Source organism: Streptosporangium sp. H13245, assembly GCF_055690525.1.
This window is the reverse complement of record NZ_JBSZKT010000039.1, coordinates 23186-43008: the sequence shown is the minus strand read 5'-3', so window position 1 is coordinate 43008 and position 19823 is coordinate 23186. Positions and strand designations below refer to the sequence as shown.

At 70.9% G+C, this 19823-nt stretch carries 19 protein-coding genes; 10 read left to right on the top strand and 9 right to left on the bottom strand.

What is annotated here, in order from left to right; all coding sequences use genetic code 11:
• Nucleotides 1-179: 179 nt before the first annotated feature.
• From ACW9TB_RS33610 to ACW9TB_RS33590, 5 genes are all read right to left on the bottom strand, one after another.
• Nucleotides 180-1748 carry a glycoside hydrolase family 13 protein gene (locus ACW9TB_RS33610; protein WP_472752133.1) on the bottom strand — a complete coding sequence of 523 codons (1569 nt, stop codon included), beginning with the start codon at nucleotides 1746-1748 and terminating at the stop codon, nucleotides 180-182.
• Nucleotides 1749-1788: 40 nt separating this feature from the next.
• Nucleotides 1789-2769, bottom strand: a complete 981-nt coding sequence (locus ACW9TB_RS33605) for a carbohydrate ABC transporter permease (RefSeq protein WP_472752132.1) — start codon at nucleotides 2767-2769, stop codon at nucleotides 1789-1791.
• A 16-nt stretch (nucleotides 2770-2785) separates the two neighbouring features.
• Nucleotides 2786-3703, bottom strand: a complete 918-nt coding sequence (locus ACW9TB_RS33600; RefSeq protein ID WP_472752131.1) for a carbohydrate ABC transporter permease — start codon at nucleotides 3701-3703, stop codon at nucleotides 2786-2788.
• A 71-nt stretch (nucleotides 3704-3774) separates the two neighbouring features.
• Complete coding sequence (locus ACW9TB_RS33595) at nucleotides 3775-5148, bottom strand: ABC transporter substrate-binding protein (RefSeq protein ID WP_472752130.1); 1374 nt, start codon at nucleotides 5146-5148, stop codon at nucleotides 3775-3777.
• Nucleotides 5149-5500: 352 nt separating this feature from the next.
• Nucleotides 5501-6535, bottom strand: a complete 1035-nt coding sequence (locus ACW9TB_RS33590; protein ID WP_472752129.1) for a LacI family DNA-binding transcriptional regulator — start codon at nucleotides 6533-6535, stop codon at nucleotides 5501-5503.
• A gap of 515 nt (nucleotides 6536-7050) precedes the next feature.
• Between ACW9TB_RS33590 and ACW9TB_RS33585 the strand changes: the two genes are divergently transcribed.
• From ACW9TB_RS33585 to ACW9TB_RS33570, 4 genes are all read left to right on the top strand, one after another.
• Nucleotides 7051-7455, top strand: a complete 405-nt coding sequence (locus tag ACW9TB_RS33585) for a hypothetical protein (protein ID WP_472752128.1) — start codon at nucleotides 7051-7053, stop codon at nucleotides 7453-7455.
• On the top strand, nucleotides 7452-8993 hold the full coding sequence (locus ACW9TB_RS33580; RefSeq protein ID WP_472752127.1) for a multicopper oxidase family protein: 1542 nt from the start codon (nucleotides 7452-7454) through the stop codon (nucleotides 8991-8993). The genes ACW9TB_RS33585 and ACW9TB_RS33580 overlap by 4 nt, the downstream gene beginning before the upstream one ends.
• Before the next feature lie 230 nt (nucleotides 8994-9223).
• Nucleotides 9224-10597: an FAD-dependent oxidoreductase gene (locus tag ACW9TB_RS33575; protein ID WP_472752126.1), complete on the top strand. Its 1374-nt coding sequence runs from the start codon at nucleotides 9224-9226 to the stop codon at nucleotides 10595-10597.
• Nucleotides 10598-10731: 134 nt separating this feature from the next.
• Entirely contained in the window at nucleotides 10732-11019 is a 288-nt protein-coding gene (locus ACW9TB_RS33570; RefSeq protein WP_472752125.1) for a Fe-S cluster assembly protein HesB, read from the top strand.
• Nucleotides 11020-11267: 248 nt separating this feature from the next.
• Here ACW9TB_RS33570 and ACW9TB_RS33565 read toward each other — a convergent pair whose 3' ends face one another.
• Both ACW9TB_RS33565 and ACW9TB_RS33560 read right to left on the bottom strand, forming a co-directional pair.
• Nucleotides 11268-11741, bottom strand: coding sequence for a hemerythrin domain-containing protein (locus ACW9TB_RS33565; protein WP_472752124.1), 474 nt, complete (start codon nucleotides 11739-11741; stop codon nucleotides 11268-11270).
• A gap of 118 nt (nucleotides 11742-11859) precedes the next feature.
• The gene (locus ACW9TB_RS33560; RefSeq protein ID WP_472752123.1) at nucleotides 11860-12807 is read right to left on the bottom strand and encodes a TIGR03557 family F420-dependent LLM class oxidoreductase; all 948 of its coding nucleotides are present in this window, start codon (nucleotides 12805-12807) and stop codon (nucleotides 11860-11862) included.
• A 205-nt stretch (nucleotides 12808-13012) separates the two neighbouring features.
• On the opposite strand from ACW9TB_RS33560, the gene ACW9TB_RS33555 reads away from it, so the two are divergent.
• The 3 genes from ACW9TB_RS33555 to ACW9TB_RS33545 all read left to right on the top strand — a co-directional run bounded on the left by ACW9TB_RS33555 (nucleotide 13013) and on the right by ACW9TB_RS33545 (nucleotide 15340).
• Nucleotides 13013-13360 (top strand): spore germination protein GerW family protein, encoded by a 348-nt coding sequence (locus ACW9TB_RS33555; protein WP_472752167.1) that lies wholly within the window; start codon nucleotides 13013-13015, stop codon nucleotides 13358-13360.
• Nucleotides 13361-13661: 301 nt separating this feature from the next.
• Nucleotides 13662-14546 carry a helix-turn-helix domain-containing protein gene (locus ACW9TB_RS33550; RefSeq protein WP_472752122.1) on the top strand — a complete coding sequence of 295 codons (885 nt, stop codon included), beginning with the start codon at nucleotides 13662-13664 and terminating at the stop codon, nucleotides 14544-14546.
• Entirely contained in the window at nucleotides 14543-15340 is a 798-nt protein-coding gene (locus tag ACW9TB_RS33545) for an SAM-dependent methyltransferase (protein ID WP_472752121.1), read from the top strand. The genes ACW9TB_RS33550 and ACW9TB_RS33545 overlap by 4 nt, the downstream gene beginning before the upstream one ends.
• 47 nt (nucleotides 15341-15387) lie before the next feature.
• Here ACW9TB_RS33545 and ACW9TB_RS33540 read toward each other — a convergent pair whose 3' ends face one another.
• Nucleotides 15388-16257, bottom strand: a complete 870-nt coding sequence (locus ACW9TB_RS33540; protein ID WP_472752120.1) for an LLM class F420-dependent oxidoreductase — start codon at nucleotides 16255-16257, stop codon at nucleotides 15388-15390.
• A gap of 152 nt (nucleotides 16258-16409) precedes the next feature.
• Nucleotides 16410-17804 carry a MocR-like pyridoxine biosynthesis transcription factor PdxR gene (pdxR, locus tag ACW9TB_RS33535; protein WP_472752119.1) on the bottom strand — a complete coding sequence of 465 codons (1395 nt, stop codon included), beginning with the start codon at nucleotides 17802-17804 and terminating at the stop codon, nucleotides 16410-16412.
• Between the two features lie 82 nt (nucleotides 17805-17886).
• Between pdxR and ACW9TB_RS33530 the strand changes: the two genes are divergently transcribed.
• From ACW9TB_RS33530 to ACW9TB_RS33520, 3 genes are all read left to right on the top strand, one after another.
• Nucleotides 17887-18459, top strand: coding sequence for a TIGR03086 family metal-binding protein (locus tag ACW9TB_RS33530; RefSeq protein ID WP_472752118.1), 573 nt, complete (start codon nucleotides 17887-17889; stop codon nucleotides 18457-18459).
• On the top strand, nucleotides 18447-19283 hold the full coding sequence (locus ACW9TB_RS33525; protein ID WP_472752117.1) for an SGNH/GDSL hydrolase family protein: 837 nt from the start codon (nucleotides 18447-18449) through the stop codon (nucleotides 19281-19283). Before ACW9TB_RS33530 ends, ACW9TB_RS33525 begins: the two co-directional genes overlap by 13 nt.
• Nucleotides 19284-19490: 207 nt before the next feature.
• Complete coding sequence (locus ACW9TB_RS33520; RefSeq protein ID WP_472752116.1) at nucleotides 19491-19799, top strand: hypothetical protein; 309 nt, start codon at nucleotides 19491-19493, stop codon at nucleotides 19797-19799.
• Nucleotides 19800-19823 lie beyond the last annotated feature (24 nt).

Genomic DNA, 19823 nt, shown 5'->3' with positions numbered 1-19823 from the left:
GGGACCTCGGGGGCGGCCGCGTCGCGAGGGCGCTCCGCCGGAAGGGGAGACCCGGCGGAGCGAGACCTCGCGGGTGGCCGGCGCCACCTGACCGGCCGGACGGGGTCCGGCCGGTCAGGGGCGCCCGGGGCCGCCGGGACGCCGGCGGCCCCGAGTCGACAATCCCGGGAAGGGACGGGTCAGGCCGTACGGAGCCAGACCGCGGTGTCGGAGGGCAGCAGGTCCCCCTCCAGCGGGCCGCTGGACAACAGGACCGACTCGTGCTCGGGCAGGGACACCGGCTCCGCGCCGAGGTTCACCACGCAGACCAGGCCCGACTCCCTGCGGAATGCCAGCACCTCGTCCTGCGCGTCGCTCAGCCAGGTCAGCGTGCCGTCGCCGAGCAGCTCGCGGCGCAGGTGCAGCCCGGTGCGGTAGAGGGTGAACATGGAGGTGGGGTTGGCGGCCTGGGCCTCGGCCGTCAGCGCCTTCCACTCCAGCGGCTGCGGCAGCCACGTCGACCCGGTGCCGAACCCGAACGGCGGCTCGTCACCCGACCACGGCAGCGGCACCCGGCAGCCGTCGCGGCCCCGGTCGGTGCGGCCCGAGCGGACCCAGATCGGGTCCTGGCGCAGCTCGTCGGCGATGTCCTCGACCTCCGGCAGCCCCAGCTCCTCGCCCTGGTAGACGTAGAGCCCGCCGGGCAGCGCCATCGCCAGCAGCGCCGCCGCGCGGGCCCTGCGCTCGCCCAGCACCGGGTCGGAGGGCATGCCGTGCTTGCGGTCGGCGTGGCTGAAGGAGGTGTCGGCCCTGCCGTACTTGGTCACCGGGCGGGTCACGTCGTGGTTGGACAGCACCCAGGTGGGCGGGGCGCCCAGCGGGATGTGCGTGGCCAGGGTCAGGTCGATCGAGCAGCGCAGCGCGGCCGCCTCCCAGGTGCACGCCAGGAAGTCGAAGTTGAACGCGGTGTGCATCTCGTCGGGGCGCAGGTACTGGGCGAACCGCTCCTGGTCGGGCAGCCACACCTCGCCGATCAGGATCCGGTCGGCGTACTCCTCGGCCACCCGGCGCCAGCCCCGGTAGACGTCGTGGACGCCGTCGAGGTCGGTGTAGGCCTCCTCGCCGCCCAGGCTGTCCATGTCCTTGACCAGCAGGGCGGCCGAGTCGATCCGGATGCCGTCCACGCCCCGGTCGAACCAGAAGCGCAGCACGTCGTGGAACTCCTCGACGACCTCCGGGTTGTCCCAGTTGAAGTCGGGCTGCTCGGGGGCGAACAGGTGCAGGTACCACTCGCCGTCGGCGATCCGGGTCCACGCGGGGCCACCGAAGATCGACTGCCAGTCGTTGGGCGGCAGCTCGCCGCTCTCCCCGCGCCCGGCGCGGAAGTGGAAGCGCTCCCGCTCGGGTGAGCCCGGCCCGGCCTCCAGCGCCCGCAGGAACCACTTCTGCCGGTCGGAGCCGTGGTTGGGGACGATGTCGGTGATCGTCTTGATACCCAGGGCATGCGCCTCGGCGATGAACTCCTCCGCCTCGGCGAGCGTGCCGAACGATGGCTCGATGTCACGGTAATCGGCCACGTCGTACCCACCGTCGGCCATCGGCGACGGGTACCAGGGGTTGAGCCAGATCGCGCCGACGCCCAGGTCGGAGAGGTACGGCAGGCGCGCGCGGAGTCCCGCGAGATCGCCGATGCCGTCGCCGTTGCCGTCGGCGAAGCTCCGGAGATAGACCTGGTAGATCGCGGCTCCCCGCCACCACGTTTCGGACATGCTGGAACAACTCCTTAGTAGTTGTAGGTGGGTGACGAGGTCAGCCCTTGAGGCTGCCGGCGGTGAGACCGGCCATGATGCTGCGCTGGAAGATGAAGAAGACGATCATCGTCGGGATGCTCGCGATCACCAGCGAGGCGATCAGCACGTTCTGCGGCATCTGCGCCGAGAGCGAGGCGATGCCCACGCTGATCGTCATCTTCTCCCCGTCCGGCAGCACCAGCAGCGGCCAGACGAAGTCCTTCCAGACGTTGACCACCGAGAGGATGGACACCACCCCGAGGATCGGCCGGGAGACGGGCAGCACGATCGACCAGAGGATACGCGCCGGAGAGGCGCCGTCGATCTGGGCGGCCTCCAGCAGTTCCCTGGGGATCGAGTCGAAGAAACGCTTGAGAAGGAAGATGAAGAACCCGTTGGCCGCGGCCGGAAGCCAGATCACCCACGGGGTGTTCAGCAGGTCCCAGCCGAAGATCGGCATGTCCTTGACCGTCAGGTAGGCGGGCAGCAGGATGACCATCGGCGGGATCATGAGCGTGGCGAGCATCAGGCCCAGGACCACGTTGCCCAGCACCGGCCGCAGCTTCGACAGCGCGTAGGCGGCCGAGACGTCGATGGCCAGCGTGAACAGCCAGGCGCCACCGGCGTAGATGACGGTGTTGGTGAGGAAGGTCCCCAGCTCCAGCTGGTCCCACGCCTCGGCGTACACCCCGAAGTCGAACGACGTCGGGAAGAAGCTCGGCGGGATCTGGGCGAGCTCCTCCGGGGTCTTGAGCGCGCCGGTGACCATCCAGTAGAGCGGGAACACGAACACGGCGGTGAACAGGAGCACCACGCCGGTCAGCACGATGCGGTAGATCCACCGTCCGTGCGGGGTGGTGAGGGTGTGCGGGGAGACCAGGCTCCGAAACTCCCTGGTCGGCTCCTTGGCCTTGCGCGGCCGCCCGGTCTTCTTCCCGGACCCCCGCTCCGGCGGCCGGACGGGAGCCGGGCGACTTGGTTGAACGGTGAGGTTCGACATCGGCTCAGCTGCCTCCTTAGCTCTGGTTGTCCCGCGACAGGCGCAGGTAGAAGGCGGAGAACACCATCAGCACGACCATGAGCATCAGCCCGAGCGCGCCTCCGGCGCCGAAGTCACCGAAGTTGAAGGCGTACTGGTACATGAGGTAGGCGACGGTGAGCGTCGCGTTCTCCGGGCCGCCGCCGGTGAGCAGGTACGGCTCGATGAAGACCTGCATGGTCGCCACGATCTGCAGCAGCAGCATCACCAGCAGGATGAGCCTGGTCTGCGGGATCGTCACGTGCCAGACCCGCTTGAAGAGCCCCGCGCCGTCCAGCTCGGCCGCCTCGTACAGCTCGCTGGGGATGCTCTGCAGCGCGGCGAGGTAGATCAGCGTGCCGGTTCCCAGGTTCATCCAGGTGGAGACGATGACGAGGGAGATCAGCGCGGTGTCGGTGGAGTCGAGCCAGCTCAGGGCCGGCAGGCTCGCCAGGTCCAGGATCTGGTTGAACAGGCCGGCGCCCGGGTCGTAGAACCACTTGAACAGCAGCACCCCGACGGCCGGCGGCAGCATCACCGGGAGGTAGACGATGAACCTCAGGTAGGCCCGCGCGTGCCGCAGCTCGTTCAGCACGATCGCCGCCACGAACGGGACGACGTACCCGAACACGAGCGCCAGGCCGGTGAAGGCGAGGGTGTTGATCCACGCCTGGGCGAACGCCGAGTCCTCCGTCACGGTACGGAAGTTGTCCAGCCCGACCCAGGTGGGGTCGTCGACGAAGTTCGTCTGCTGGAAGCTGAGCAGGACCTCCCTCACCATGGGGTACCAGGAGAAGAAGGCGAAACAGATCAGCGCCCCGCACAGGAACCCGTAGGCGGTCAGGTTGCGCCGCAGTCCTCGCCGGAAGGCTCCCGGCTTTCGGCGCCGTGGACCTTTCACGGTCATTGTGGTCATCGGTTGACTCCCGATATCAACATGAGTGTCGGGGTGCCGGCCGACGGGCCGGCACCCCGGGTGTCAGAAGGTCAGCTCGACTTCGCCAGCACCTTGTTCGCCTTGGCCTCGGCGTCGGCCAGAAGCTTGTCGATGTCGGCGTCCTGCCTGGTCAGCACCGCCGACATGGCCACGTCGAGGATCGCGTAGAGCTCCTGCGACTTCGGCGGCTCAAGCTTGTTCTGGATGGCCGAGGAGCCCTCCACGAAGGGGGTGAAGTTCTCCACGGGCACGGTGGCGTTCGCCTTGCGCAGCTCGATGATCTCCTTGCCCGGCGTGGTGTCGCCGTACAGGTCGGGGATCGGCAGGCCGACGGGGCGGCCCTGCTGCTTGCTGCGGGCGTAGTTGAACTGGCCCTGGCCGGGGGTCAGCTCGTGGAAGTTCAGCCACAGCATGGCGGCCTTGATCTTCTCGGGCGTGGCCTTGGGGTTGATCATGTAGCCGTCGCCGCCGCTGAGCGAGGCCTTGGCCTCGGGCAGGGCGGTGACCCCGTAGTCCTCGAACTTGCCCTTGAAGTCGTTGTTGACGGCCTGGACGACGTCGGGGGCGCCGATCATCATGCCGAGCTTGCCGCCGCCCATCATCCGCATCAGGTCCTCCCACTGGAGGAGCTGCTTGGTGCCCATGCTGTTGTTGGTCCAGCGCATGGTCTTGAGGTTCTCCAGGACGGCCTTGCCCTCGGGGCTGTTGAAGGCCGCGGCCTTGCCGTCGGGGGTGACCATCTCGCCGCCGCGCCCGTAGAGGGAGGCCGCGAAGTGCCAGCCGCCGGTGTTGCCGGCGCTGTACTCACCGAAGCCGACGTAGCCGGCACCCAGACCGCTGATCTTCTTGGCGGCCTCCTGCACCTCGACCCAGGTCTTGGGCGGGGCGGCGGGGTCGAGACCGGCCTGGGTGAACAGCTTGCGGTTGTAGACCAGGCCCATGGAGTAGTTGTTCCTGGGCAGGCCGTAGAGCTTCTCGCCCTCCTTGAAGGTGGCGAGGACGTCGGGCCGGATGTCGTTCAGCAGCTTGACGTCGCCGATGTACGGGGTGATGTCGGCGGCCTGCCCGGCGGCGATGATCTTCTTGATGTCGGTGAAGTAAACGTAGAAGACGTCCTCCATCGAGCCACCGGCCAGCTTCGCCTGGAAGGTGTCCGGGTTGATGCAGGGGAAGGCGTCCTTGCTGTCGATCGTGATGTGCGGGTGCAGCTTCTTGAACGCTGCCACGTCCTCGTCCCAGGCGGTCCGCTCCAGCGGGTTGCTCTTCGGCGGCTGGCAGCCGACGGAAATCGTGACCGGAGCGTCGGCCCCGGCGGCACTCGGCTTGGTTTCCGCGGCCTGGGATCCGCTGTCGTCGTTGCCGCACCCGGCGGCGGTGAGCGCGATGGCTGCGGCGAGCAGCATCGAGAGCTTGGGGGATTTCATCCGAGGCACTCCTTGGCGGGTCGGTTGCGAGAAACATATAGAGGCGTGCAGGAAGTAGCAAGAGCCCGTCAATTCAGATGCAAAAAAGTGACAGTGATCGGTCCGCCATCCCCCCGTAACACCCCCGCCGCGAGCGGGAACCCCTCTCCACCTGCGGCTACACGCGTATGACACGGAGTGGAGTCATCTACTTGCGAGAAGATGCTTTACGACGTCATCTTCCTGTCGAAATTTTTAGAGGAGTCGTCCCAGGAGGCGAAGGCGGGCGCGGCCGGGGCCGGGTTCGTGGGAAGGGTGCTCCAAGCTGGGCAAACGCCGGTCGAGGCGATCCCGGCAGAGGGTCCGGAGGCGGTCAGGCCGGGATGGCCCTGGGCGCCGCCGGCGCGGTGGAGGCGCGGACCACGAGTTCGGGATCGAACAGCAGCTCGCCCCCCGGCAGGGCCGCGGTGTCGATCTGGGCGACCAGCAGGTCCACCGCCGCGCGGCCCATCGCCTCGATCGGCTGGCGCACCGTGGTCAGCGGCGGGTCGGTGCGGTTCATCATGGCCGAGTCGTCGTACCCGATCACCGAGATGTCGCGCGGCACGGCCAGCCCGTCGCGGCGGGCGGCGCGCACCGCGCCGAGGGCGAGCAGGTCGCTGCCGCAGATCAGGCCGGTGACGCCGCGCCGCACCAGCCGGGCGGCGGCGGCCTGGCCGCCCTCCATCGAGAACATGGCGTGCTCGACGAGATGGCCGCCGAAGTCCATGCCGTGGACCCGCGCGTAGGCGGCGAAGGTCTCCAGCTTGCGGCGCGAGGGCATGTGGTCCGGGGGGCCGAGGACCATCCCGACACGCTCGTGGCCCAGGGCGCGCAGGTGCCCGGCCGCCATCTCGGCGGCGGTGACGTCGTCGCAGGAGACCTGGGAGAAACCGAGGTGCCCGACCGAGGCGTTCACCAGGACGGCGGGCAGGCGCCGCTCCAGGATGCGCCCGTAGTGCTCGTGGGAGGCGTCCTCGTCGGCGTACGCGCCACCGGCGAAGACCACGCCGGAGACGTGCTGGGCCAGCATCAGGTCGACGTAGTCGGCCTCCTGCAGCCCGCCCGCGGTGCGCGTGCACAGCACGGAGGTGAACCCCTGCTGGGCGAGCGCACCGCCGACGACCTCGGCGAACGCGGGGAAGATCGGGTTGTGCAGGTCGGGGAAGACCAGGCCGATCAGGCGGGCGCGGTCGCGGTGCAACCGGGTCGGGCGCTCGTAGCCGAGGGCGTCGAGCGCCGTCAGCACGGCGTTCCTGGTCGACTCGGAGACGCCGCGCCTGCCGTTGAGCACGCGGCTGACCGTCGCCTCGCTCATCCCGACCCTCTTGGCCACCTCGGCAAGCCTCCGCGTCATGCCCGCAAGCATACGGCGGCTTTCGCAAGTGTTTACATCAGTTTTGCGGACCAGTGTCATACCGGTTCATGAGGATGACGCGTTATGACAGTCCGAGATGAGAGCTTCATGCCTCAGTGGAGACGATTGCCGGACCTCAACCGGCCATTCGCGCACCATCGCCACCGGGCTTCACCTGCCCGTGGACCTGGAGGGACTCACCCCGGCGTCGGCCCACGACAGCGGGACACCAGTGGTGATCAATTATTTGCGACACATAGATGAAATATTACGGCTATCTGTTTGTCATCTTGTGATTTTTTATCATCTGATACTGCCCCGTTGTCAAGAGCCCGGCATCTCCGGGCCCTCCGGGCGACGGCTCAGGAGCCTGACACGCGGGGCGACGTCTACTCCCCCGGTCGTACGGCCCGGACGCGGCCGGTCCCTCGTACGCCACGGGGAGTACGGGCGAGCCCCTCCGCCGGGGTGACGACGCCCGCGTCCCCGGCCGGGAGTCTGGACACCGCGATCCGACGGAGGTGTTCATGAGTTCCCCACCCGCTCTGACCGGCCGGGCCCCTGTGCCCGCCTGGATCATCTGGTCCCTGCGGGTCACCGCCACCCTGCACCTGGTGACCGTGCTCGCCCAGGCGGTCACCGCCGGCATGTTCGTCACCGGGAGGGTGGACCTGCTGGCCGACCACAGCCTCGGCGCCACCGTGACCACGGTGCTGGTGGGCCTGCAGCTCATCGCCGCGATCACGCTGTGGCGGCCCGGGCGCGGCCCGCTGTGGCCGCTGGGGGTGAGCCTCCTGCAGGCGGTACTGGTGAACGCCCAGGTCGTGCTGGGCATGGAGCGCCTGGTCGCCCCGCACATCCCGCTGGCGATGGTGATCTTCGGCATGGCGGTGTCGATGACCGCCTGGACGTGGCGGGGGGTGGCGGCGTGATCTCCAGGAGGCTCTTCCTGGGCGGCGCGCTCGGCGTGGCGGGCCTGGCCGCGGCCGGATGCGGTTCCGTGTCGGCCGAGACCGCAGGCCAGGTCCTGTCCAGCGCGCTGCCGCCGCCCCGGCCGTTCACCGTCCCGCTGCCGATCCCCGCCGTGGCCCGTCCCGTCCGGCCGGGACACTACGAGGTGGTCCAGCGTCCCGCGAAGGTGGAGATCATCCCGGGGACGACGACCGAGGTGTGGGGGTTCGACGGCACGTTCCCCGGCCCCACCTTCGCGGTGCGGCGCGCGAGCCCCGTCACGGTCCGGGTACGCAACGAGCTGCCCGTGCCGACCTCCACGCACCTGCACGGCGGGGTCACCCCGTCCGGCTCCGACGGCTACCCCACCGACCTGGTGGTGGCCGAGGGCCGGGGCTTCCGGCCCCCGCCCGGCGGCCACTCCCACCACGGCATGCTCGTGGACCCGTCACAGTGGACGCTGCACAGCGGGGCCAGGGACTACGCGTACCCGCTGGACCAGCGGGCCGCCACGCTCTGGTACCACGACCACCGGATGGACTTCACCGGCCCGCAGGTGTGGCGGGGGCTGGCCGGATTCATGATCATCGGTGACGACGAGGACGACGCGCTGCCGCTGCCCAGGGGCGAGCGGGACGTCCCGCTGATGATCTGCGACCGCGCGTTCGAGGAGGACGGCTCGTTCCGCTACCCGGCAGTCGATCCCAGCCTGCTGGTGAGCGCCGGGGTCGAGGCCGCCTACATGGAGGGCGTCGAGGGCGACGTGATCCTGGTCAACGGCGCCCCCTGGCCGGTCCTCGAGGTCTCGGCCACCCGCTACCGGCTGCGGCTGCTCAACGCCTCCAACGCCCGCCGCTACCGGCTGGAGCTGACCCCCGGTGGCCGGTTCGTCCAGGTCGGCAGCGACGCCGGGCTGCTGGCCGCCCCCGTCGCGCACGAGGCGATCACGATGGCCCCCGCCGAGCGGTTCGACGTGGTCGTCGACTTCTCCGCCTACCCGGTCGGCACCGAGGTGACGATGGTCAACACCCTCGGCACCGGCCCCACGCGCGACGTGATGCGCTTCCGCGTCGCCCGCAGGGTCCGGGAGGACAGCGCGGTGCCGGGGCGCCTGGCGGAGGTCGAACCGCTCGTCAGGCCCCCGGCGGCCGTCTCGCGGTCCTTCGACTTCCGCAGGACCGGGCAGGGCCCCGAGGCCGCCTGGACGATCAACGGCCTGCCGTTCCGGCCCGGCAGCCCGCTGGCCCGCCCCCGGCTCGGCACCACCGAGATCTGGCGCCTCACCAGTGACTTCCACCACCCCGTGCACGTGCACCTGGCCCACTTCCGGGTGCTGTCACGCGACGGCAGGGCCCCGGCGGCGACGGACGGCGGCTGGAAGGACACCGTCGACGTCCGCCCCTACGAGGTGGTGGAGGTCCTGGTGCGCTTCGAGGGCTTCCGCGGGCGCTACATGATGCACTGCCACAACCTCGAACACGAGGACATGGCGATGATGGCCGACTTCGAGGTGGTCTAGGGGACCCCCCTTCGAGGTGGTCCGGGGACCGCCGGAAGCACACGGCCTGCCGAAACGTACGGCCTGGCGGCACGGCGGGTTGAGCGCGGCCCATGAAAACGTACGGCCTGGCGGCGCGCCCGGCCGTGCGCGGTCCCGGGGAGGCGTACGGCGTGGCGGCGGGGCCGTTTGAGCGCGTCCCGGGGAGGAAGCCGTACCATCGGCGATCCGATCCACAGGGGGATGCGACGATGACGGAACGACTGGTGGTGATCGGCGGCGACGCCGCGGGGATGAGCGCGGCCTCACAGGCCCGGCGCAGGCGTGAGCCCGATGACCTGCGGATCGTCGCCTTCGAGAAGGGCTCGCACGCCTCCTACTCGGCCTGCGGGATCCCCTATCTCGTGGGCGGGGAGGTCTCCGACGTGGAGTCCCTGATCAGCAGGCGCCCGGAGGTCTTCCGCGACGAGTTCGCCATCGACCTGCGGCTGCGCGGCGAGGTCGTCGAGATCGACCTGGACCGGCGCGCGGTGACCGTACGCGACGACCGGGGCGGCCGGAGCCGGGAGCCGTTCGACCAGCTCGTGATCGCCACCGGCGCCGTACCCGCCCGGCCCGACCTGCCCGGCGCCGACGCCGAGGGGGTGTACGGGGTGCAGACCCTGGACGACGGCGTCGCGCTGCTGGAGGCCCTGGAGGAGAAGCCGCGCCGGGCGCTGGTGGTCGGCGCGGGCTACATCGGCCTGGAGATGGCCGAGGCGATGGTACGGCGCGGCCTGGAGGTCACGCTCGTCGACGGCGCCGAGCAGCCGATGAGCACGCTCGACCCGGACATGGGCGCCCTCGTCGCCGACGCCCTGCGCGACCTGGGGGTGGAGGTGCGCCTCGGCGAGCGCATCGAGTGCTTCGAGGAGTCCGGGGGGCGGGTTCGCGGGGCCCGCACCGAGAGCGGGACCCTGCCCGCGGACCTGATCGTCCTCGGTCTCGGCACCCGGCCGAACAGCGCGCTGGCCGAGGCCGCGGGCATCCCGGTCGGCGAGACCTCGGGGATCGTGACCAACCGGCGGATGCGGACCCCGGTGGAGGGCGTCTGGGCCGCCGGGGACTGCGTCGAGACCTTCCACCGGGTCTCCCGGCGGCCGGTCGCGATCGCGCTCGGCACCCACGCCAACAAGCAGGGACGCGTCGCGGGCATCAACATCGGCGGCGGGTACGCCGCCTTCCCCGGCGTCGTGGGCACCGCGGTCTCCAAGATCTGCGAGTACGAGGTGGCGCGCACCGGCCTGACGACCGCGGAGGCGGTGGAGGCCGGGTTCGAGCCGGTCGGCGAGATCGTGGAGTCCACCACGCGCGCCGGATACTACCCCGGCGCCCGCAAAATGAAGATCAAGATGATCGCCGACCGGGGGACGGGCCGCCTGCTGGGCGCCCAGATCGTCGGCCAGGAGGGCGCGGCCAAGCGCATCGACGCCCTGGCCGTCGCCCTCTGGCACGAGATGACGGTGGAGGAGATGACGGGGCTCGACCTGTCGTACGCTCCCCCGTTCGCCCCCGTGTGGGACCCCGTCCTGATCGCCGCGCGCAAGGCGGCCGAGCGCGTCGAGCGGCTGGGCGGGAAGTCCTGAACCACCTCGCCCGCCGCGCCTCCCGCGTGATCGGCGGGCCGCCGCCCAGGCGGGAAAACCCCGGGGGATGGTTGGGCGGGTTGAGAGCGGGCAAGGGCGAAGAATCCAAGTCCCGATCCCGACAAGGAGTAGCAATGCTCACATTGACGGACACGGCAGCCCAGGTAATCCGGGATCTCAGCTCGCAGGTGACGGACTCCCCCGAGACCGGGGTTCGCATCTCGTCCCAGAGCGACGGCACCGGATCGCTCGTGCTCTCGATCGCGGAACACCCCGAGTCCGCCGACAAGGTGGTGGAGTCGGAAGGGGCACGCATCTTCCTCGACCCCCAGGTCGTGGACATGCTCGACGACAAGTCGCTGGACGCCGACGTCGACGAGGGGGGCGGCGTCGCGTTCCTCGTCACCGAACAGCTTCCCTGACAGCGGGACAGACCCGGCACACGCGGGCCCCGGTCCCCCTCTCGGGGGGCCGGGGCCTGTGCGTACGCGGGGCTCCCGGGGCCGCGACGGCCCCGGTGCCCTTCAGCCCTGGGGCCCTTCGGCGCCGGTGCCCTTCGACGCCGGTGCGAGAACCCTGTCTCCGGAGCGCCGCGTCCTCCCGGGCGCCGTACGAGCGGATGCCGCACGAGCGGATGCCGCACGAGCGGATCGTACGAGGGCGGCGAAGGTCAGGCGCGGGCGCTGCTCAGGGCGAGCGGGTCCCTGGGCGCCCCGGCCCTGGCCTTCTCCATCTCCTCACCGATCTCCTGGAGCCTCTTGCGCCCCATGGCCTCCCGCACCTTCGGGAACCACTCCTCTTCCTCCTCCTTGACGTGGTGACGGACGTTCTCGATCAGCACCGTGACCTTGGCGTCGAACCGCTCGTCCTGGGGGTCGAGCCCGACCAGCTCGGAGAGCATCCAGACCACCACGTGGTGCTCCTCGACGCTCTCCAGAACGTGGCCGGAGGTCTCGGGCACGCTCTCGCGGGCGGCCGGGTAGAAGATCTGCTCCTCGATGTGGGCGTGGGCGGTGAGCTCCTCGATGATCTGGTCGACGAGGTCCCGCTTCTTCTTGTACGCCCGCTCCCCCGCGCCCTCGAACTCCTTGAACAGCTTCTCGACGGTCTTGTGGTCGTCCTTCAGCAGAACGATCGCGTCCATTTTTCTCCTTTTTACGACATATGCGGTGGTTCAAGGGGTGAGGAGGACCTCTGGAAGATCTCGTAACCGTGCGGCGCCCGGTCCGGAGGCGGCCGGTGGGTGGCCACGCGGGGAAATGTCAGCGCAGGCGGGGCAGGACCTCTTTGGCGTAGAAGTCGAAGAAGGCGTCCTGCTCCTGGCCGATCTGGCTGACGTAGACCTCGTCGAAGCCCGCGTCCGTGTACTCCTTGATCGCCTTGACGTGCACCTCGGGATCGGGGCCGCAGGGAGCGGCGATCTCGTCCTCGGTGACCATCTCGGCGAGTTCCTCGAAGTGGCGGGGCAGCGGCAGCAGCTGCGAAGCCTCGCCCTTGATGCCCTGGGTCGGCCAGATCCGGTGCGCGGTCCTGCGGCCGGTGTCCTCGTCGGCGGCGTAACAGACCTTCAGGCCGCCCTGGGAGGGCTTGCCCGCGCCGCCGGACTTGTGGAATTTCTCCACCAGCTCGGCGTCCGGGGCGGTGCAGATGTAGCCGTCGGCGATGCGCCCGGCCAGCCGCACGGCCTTGTCCCCGAAGGCGGACATGTAGACGGGCGGCGGCTCGTCGGGAAGGGTGTAGAGGCGGGCGGTGTCGACGCGGTAGTGCTCTCCCCGGTGGGTCACCAGCTTCCCGCTCCACAGCTTCCGCATGAGCTCGACCGCCTCTTCGAGCATCTCCAGCCGCTCGGAGGCCGGGGGCCAGCGCGAGTCGACGATGTGCTCGTTGAGCGCCTCACCGGTGCCGACGCCGAGCCGGAACCGGCCACCGGACAGCGCCGCGCTGGTGGCGGCGGCCTGCGCGATGATCGCCGGGTGGGTGCGGACCAGCGGGCAGGTGACGGCGGTGGTGATGGGCAGCGAGGTCGCCTCGGCCACCGCCCCGATCACCGACCAGACGAACGGGCTCTGGCCCTGCGCGTCCAGCCACGGATGGAAGTGGTCGGATATCCACAGGCCCTCGAAGCCCGCCCGCTCGGCGAGTTTGGCCTGCCGTACGAGTTCCGCCGGGCCGTGTTCCTCGCTCGACAGGAAATATCCGAATGTGGTCATTTCGCCCCCTCGATCGCCTGAGCTGCGGCGACGTCTCCCTTACCCCGTCCGCGAAGGTCAAACGAGGGAGCGGTCGTCGCGGGCGGCCCGCAGGAAGGACCCGCCGTCCGTGCTTTCCGAACGGAGGCGGCCCTTTCCCGGCACCGCGTCCCGCACGATCATGGAAGGGACAGCGCCCACCGGAAGGACAGCCGCGTTGAAGATCATGGAAATGCTCGAACAGGCGAAGGACGCCGTCTCGATCAGGCGGGTCTTCGGCGAGCCCATCGTCCGGGACGGCATGACGATCATCCCCGTGGCCAGGGTCGTCGGTGGCGGCGGTGGCGGCGCCGGAAAGCAGGAGGGCGACCGCCCCTCGGAGGGGACGGGAGGCGGGCTCGGCTTCGGCGTCACCGCTACCGGGGTGTTCGTCGTCAAGGACTCCGAGGTCCGCTGGCACCCCGTGGTGGACGTCAACCGCATCGTCCTGGGCGGTCAGCTCGTCCTCGTCGCCGCCCTGCTGACGGCGCGTTCCATCGTGCGCGCCCGCGCCAGGGCGGCGAGGAGGCGGTAGCGGCCCGCACCTCCGGGGAGGCGGCCCGAGGTGGGCATCCGGCCGACGCCCTCGCGGACACGGCCGGCGCACCGGTCCGCCCGGGGGGCGCGGGGCGGGCCTTGACCGGCCGGACCTCCCGCAAGTTTTGTGATCTTGAAATTTCACGGGCCGCTATCCGCATTCCCTAGACAGTGGAAGAAAATAAGCAATAGCCTCAATTTTACTTTCTAGGTGATCTTGCCATGGCAAGTCGAGGACGGGCGCGGATCCCACGGATGGTCCGGCAGGCGGAGATGCCCGGGAGATGCTCGGGGGGGACGTGAACGCTCAGGCGGAGGCCGGCGACATAGCGCGCCAGATCGTCGGCGCCCGGCTCCGGCAGCTGCGGCTGCAGTGCAACCTGACCGCCGCCGAGGCCGGCAAGGCCATCCGCGCCAGCGAGTCGAAGATCAGCCGGATGGAGACCGGGCAGCGGGGCTTCCGCAGGGACGACCTGCGCGACCTCTTCACCCTGTACGGGGTCACCGACCCGTACCAGCAGGAGATGCTGCTGTCGGTGGCGTTCGGCGAGCGCAAGCCGGGCTGGTGGGACAGCAAGGAACTCCCGCTGGACGCGGCGGTGGTGATGCGCCTGGAACAGACCGCCGACCTCATCCGCACCTACCAGCCGTTCGTCATCCCGCCGCTCCTGCAGACCCCGGAGTACGCGGCGGCGGCCTACCGGATGAGCCGCTACCCGGCCCCGCCCCTGCACGTCGAGAGAAGTGTGGAGCAGCTATTGCGCCGCCAGAAGGTGCTCGCCGGGGACGACCGGCCCGTGCTGTGGGCCGTGATCGAGGAGCCGGTGCTGTGGCGGCCGATCGCGGGGGTCGACGCGCACATCCGCCAGCTCATCGCGCTGACCGCCTCCGCCCAGATGAAGGGCGTCAGCATCCAGGTGAACCCGATGGGCTCACAGTTCATGCCCGGATACGGGCCTTTCACGATCTTTCGCGGCGGTCACAGCCGCCCTCAGATGATCGCCGTGCACGGCGAGAGGGACGAGGTCGCCGAACGGCCGCTGCGGGAGGAGCACGCCATCACGTTCGACCGGCTCTCGATCGCGGCCTGCGAGCGCGGCGACACGACGGCGCTCCTCATGAGGATCTGTGACCGCATTCACGTAATGGACGACGGCACACCCCCGCAGGAAGGTATCCAGTGACCCATCCCAGTGACGCGTCGCAGGCGAGCGCGGCCCGTATGTACGACGTCATGCTCGGCGGCGAGGAGAACTTCGCGGCGGACCGGGAGGCCGTCAAGATGCTGGTGGCCCAGTTCCCGACGGTCCCCGACGCCTGCCGGGCCAACCGAGGGTTCCTGCTGCGCTCCGCCAGGGCGATGGCGGAGGCCGGTATCCACCAGTTCCTGGACATCGGCTGCGGCCTGCCCACGCCCCCGAACCTCCACCAGGTCGTGCGGGGGATCCACCCGGACTCCCGCGTCGTGTACGTCGACAACGACCTGACGGTCGTCACCCACAACCAGTCGACGGTGGACCACTCCGGCGTGCTGACGGTCCACGGGGACCTGCGCCGCCCGCAGGAGATCCTCGACCACCCCCGGGTACGGGCCACGCTCGACTTCACCAGGCCGATCGGCGTGTTCACGGTCGCGGTATGGCACTTCGTCGGCGACGGAGGCGACGGGGACACCGCGCGCGACCTCATGGCCCGGCTGCGTGACGCCCTCGCGCCGGGCAGCTACCTGGGGCTGACCCACGCCTGCTCCGACACGATGCCGGAGGACGAGGCGTCCGCCGGGCTGGCGGTGTACGGGCAGACCCGCAACCCGGTGCAGCTTCGCACCATGCGCGAGGTCGGCGAACTGTTCGAGGGGTTCGAGCTCCTCGAACCCGGGATCGTCCTGGCGGCGGACTGGCGCCCCGCCGACGGCGACCCGTTCCCCGAGCACGCGTTCGAGGTCGTCGCCGGTCTCGGCAGGATCCCACCGCGCTGAAACTCGGCGGGATCTCTCCGCGCTGAGAGGGCTGGCAGGGGAGCTGGCTAGTCTTTCCGTGGTTCGAGCGCCTCGGCCGCGCGCTCCAGCGCGCCCAGGTGTTCGTCGACCGAGCCCAGCCCCGCCTTCATGGTGTTGACCGCGAGGTGGGTGGCACCGGCCTGCCGCCACCGGCGGGCCAGGTCGGCCATACCCTCCGCGTCGCCCGTCCAGCTCACCCGGCCTTCCATGCCGAGCGCGGAGGGGTCGCGTCCCGCCTGTACGGCGGCCTCCTCGATGATCGCCCTGGCCTCGTCCAGCTGCGGGCCGGGGAGCACCTGCGGGAACCAGCCGTCGGCCAGCCGCCCGATACGCCGGTAGGCCGGGGGCGACTGGGCGCCGAACCAGACGGGGATCGGCCGCTGCACCGGCAGCGGCGCGAGCCCGGCCCCCGTCACCCGGTCGTAGACGCCCTCGAAGGTGACCGACCGCTCGGTCCACAACCGGCGCATCAGCTCCACCTGCTCCCCGACGCGCCTGCCCCGGGTGCCGAAGTCCTGGCCGAGCGCCTCGTACTCGACCTGGTTCCACCCCAGCCCCACGCCCAGCCGCAGCCGCCCGCCGCTGAGCAGGTCGACCTCCGCCGCCTGCTTGGCCACCAGGACCGTCTGCCGCTGGGGCAGGATGACGATCGCGGTGACCAGCTCCAGCGAGGTCAGCGCGGCGAGATACCCGAACAGGACCATCGGCTCGTGGAACGTGGACTCCACGTCGTAGAAGCCCTTCCAGCCCCGGTGGACCTCCGGGTCGGCGCCGACGACATGGTCGTAGGCCACCAGGTGCCGAAACCCCAGCTCCTCGGCCCCCTGCGCGTAGGCGCGCACCGCGCCCGCGTCCGCGCCGATCTCGGTCTGGGGAAAGACAACACCGATTCGCATCCATGGCTCCCGTCGACGGTCCGGCGAAACTCACCGACCATCATTCCGCGCCCGGCACCGCCCAACCGCGTACGACGCCGTGACGATCCGCCCGGAGGGAAAGATCTACATCTGGAACGGCGCGGGACGACACCGGCTTTGGTCACGCGGCCTCACGCCTCCCCGGCGCCCATGACCGACAGAAGCCGGGTGAGCCCGTCGTCGATCCGGTCGAGGGAGATGGCGCCGTAGCCGACGACCAGGCCGGGACGGGACGGGCGTACCGCGAAGTCCGACAGGGCCATCAGGCCGATCCCGGCGTCGCGGGCCCGGCGGGCGACGTCGGGCGAGCCGGGCGGCAGGAAACCGCTGGTGTGCAGCCCGGCGGCGGAGGCGACCAGGTCCAGCGGACCGGCCAGGCGCTGGACGACGCGCCGGTGGCGGGCCTCGTACTCGGTCCGCATCCTGCGGACGTGCCGGGCCAGCAGCCCCTCGTCGATGAAACCGGCCAGCGCCGCCTGGCCGGGGAGCGGGGTGTGCCAGTCGGTGACGTACTTGGCCGCGCCGAGGGCGGGCAGCAGCGCGGGCGGCGCGACGAGGAAGCCGAGCCGCAACGTCGGCAGCATGACCTTGGAGAACGAGCCGACGTAGAGCACCCGCCCGGACCTGTCCAGGTTCTGCAGCGGCTCGATGGGCCGCCCGCCGTACCTGAACTCGCTGTCGTAGTCGTCCTCGATCACGGCGGCCCCGCGCTCCTCGGCCCAGGCCAGCAGCGCCATCCGACGGGCCAGCGACATCGGCATGCCCAGCGGGAACTGGTGGGAGGGGGTGACGTAGACCGCGCGGGCGTCGGCGGGCAGCGCGTCCACCACCAGGCCCTCGCCGTCGACGGGGACCGGCGTGACCCGCAGGCCCATCGACTCGAACAACCGCCTCGGCGGCGGGTAGCCGGGGTCCTCGACCGCCACCCGGTCACCGGGGCCGAGCAGCACCCGGCCGATCAGGTCGAGCGCCTGCTGCGCGCCCGAGGTGACGACGATGGCGCCGGGATCGGCGAGCACCGCGCGGGAGACGCCGACGTGCCTGGCGATGGCCGCGCGCAGCCCGGCGTGGCCGAGCGGGTCGCCGTACATGCCGCTGCCCACGGCCGAGCTCCGCAGCTCCCGGGAGACCAGCCGGCGCCACGCCTCGTAGGGGAACATCCGGACGTCGGGCAGGCCGGGGCGGAAGTCGTAGCGGGGCCGCCGGTCCAGGCCGCGCGGCACGGGGATCCCCTGCCAGACGGCGCGCGGCCGGAGCCGGCCTCGGCCGGTCCGGGGGCTCGCGGGCGGCAGGGCGTCGGCGCGGACGAAGGTGCCGACGCCGACCCGGCCCTCGACGAAGCCCTCGGCGGCCAGCCGGTCGTAGGCGGCGCTCACGGTGTTTCGTGAGACCAGGAGATCCCTCGCCAGCTCGCGGGTGGCGGGCAGCGGCTCACCGTGCCGCAGCCGCCCGTCGAGGATGGCGGCGCGGATCTGCTGGTAGATCTGACCCGCCAGGTCGGTGCGTCCCTCCAGGCTCACATGCACGGGAGCAAGTCTAGAGTGGCCCAATCGGTTCGGCCGTTTCTGGCCCTGGGACAGGGCCGCTCCCGCTCCTAGGGTGGGCCGCATGGACATTCTCGAACTCGACCGGCGGGCGAGCGACGCCCTGGGGAAGGTCATCTCCGCCGTCACCCCCGCCGACCTCAGGCGGCCCACGCCGTGCGCCGACTGGACCCTGTACGGGCTGATCCGCCACCAGGTCTCGGAGAATCTCGGTTTCGCCGCCGCCGCGGGCGGCGCCTCTCCCGGCCGCTCCGGGTGGGACGGCGGCGTGCTCGGCGCGGACCCCTCCGAGGACTTCCGGCGGTCCGTCACCCTGGTGAACGAGGCGTTCGCCGCGGAGGGCCTGCTCGACCGGCGGGTGGAGGTACGCGAGTTCGGCGTCCTGCCCGGCGTGTTCGCCGTCTCCATGCACTTCGTCGACGGCGTCGTACACGGCTGGGACGTGGCCCGCGCCCTCGGGATGCCCGGCGACCTGGCCCCGGACCTGGCCGAGGCCGCGCTGGAGATGGTGCTCTCCATGCCGCTGAGCCGTGGGCCGGGGCAGGTGTTCGGCCACCCGGTCGAGATCCCCGGCGACGCGCCGGTCTACCAGCGGCTGGCTGCCCACCTCGGACGTGACCCCCGGTGGACGCCGTGACGGGCTTCGTCGCGCTCGGCGACAGCTTCACCGAGGGGGTCGGCGACCCGCTTCCCGACGGCACGTTCCGCGGATGGGCGGACCTCGTGGCAGCGAACCTCATGACAGCGGACCTCGATCCACGAGGCTCCGGTACACAGGGCTCTGATTCACCGGGCTCCGGCCCGCAGGGCTTTGGCTCACCGGGTTTCGGCTATGCGAACCTGGCCGTACGGGGGCGCAGGTTCGACGACGTCGTCACCCGGCAGGTCGAGGCGGCGATCGCGATGGGCCCGTCACTCGTCAGCGTCGCCGCGGGCGGCAACGACGCGCTGTGGCGCGGCTTCGACATGACCGTGATGCGCGACCGCTTCGACCGGATGGTCGCCCGGCTGCGCGCGTCGGGCGCGGACGTGCTGCTCTTCCGCTTCCCCGACATGAGCGTCAGGCTCCCGCTGCCCCGGCTGCTGCGGCCCCGCATCGTCGCGATGAACGACCTGGTCACGGAGGTGGCCGAGCGGCACGGGGCCTACCTGGTCGACCTGTTCGGCGACCGGGCGTTCGACGACCACGAACTGTGGAGCACCGATCGCCTGCATCTCAGCCCGCTGGGCCACCGCCGGGTCGCCGACCAGGTCCTGGCCGTGCTCGGCCGCGCCGCCACCCCTCCCCCGCCCCCTCCCAGCCGTCCGGGGAGCAGGCGGGCGCCGCTCGCCGACCTCCGCTGGGCCTCGGCGCACCTCGCCCCCTGGCTGCACCGCCGCCTGACGGGCCGTTCCTCGGGCGACGGGGTCCTCCCCAAACGTCCCGTCCTGACCGGCGGATTCGAGCCGCCGTCCGGCTGAGCGGCCCGCCGGGACCGTACGCGATCGGCCGGGGGGCGGCCGGAGGTAGCGTGACCCGGTGAGGTTCGGAGTCCCGGGCCCACTTTCCGTGTGGGGCGCCGACGGGCGCCCCGTGCGGATCCCCGGGCCGAAGGTCCGCGCGCTCCTCGCCGACCTGCTGGTCCACGAGGGCCGCCCGGTGTCGGCCGACCGGCTCGCGGACGATCTGTGGGGGGCGAACCCGCCCGGCAACCCGTACTGGAGGACGGCGGCGTCGTCCAGGCGATCGGCATGGCCTCGCGCGAGCCGACGCTGATCGACCTCAAGGAGGCGCGCACCCGTGTCGACCGGGGCCGCCTGGAGACCTTCAACCTCTCCACCCCGCTCGGCGACGGCCTGGCCCACCTCGTGGAGTCGCCGCGAAGGGCAGAGCTGGACACGCAGATCGGCTTCCGAGGCCCGTGGGACAGGGCCTCGGAAGCGGCCGAGGCGTTGCTCGCCCGCCGCGTCTCCGGCAAGGCCGTCCTCGACCCGTGAGAGTCCGCCCTTTTCCTGGGAAAA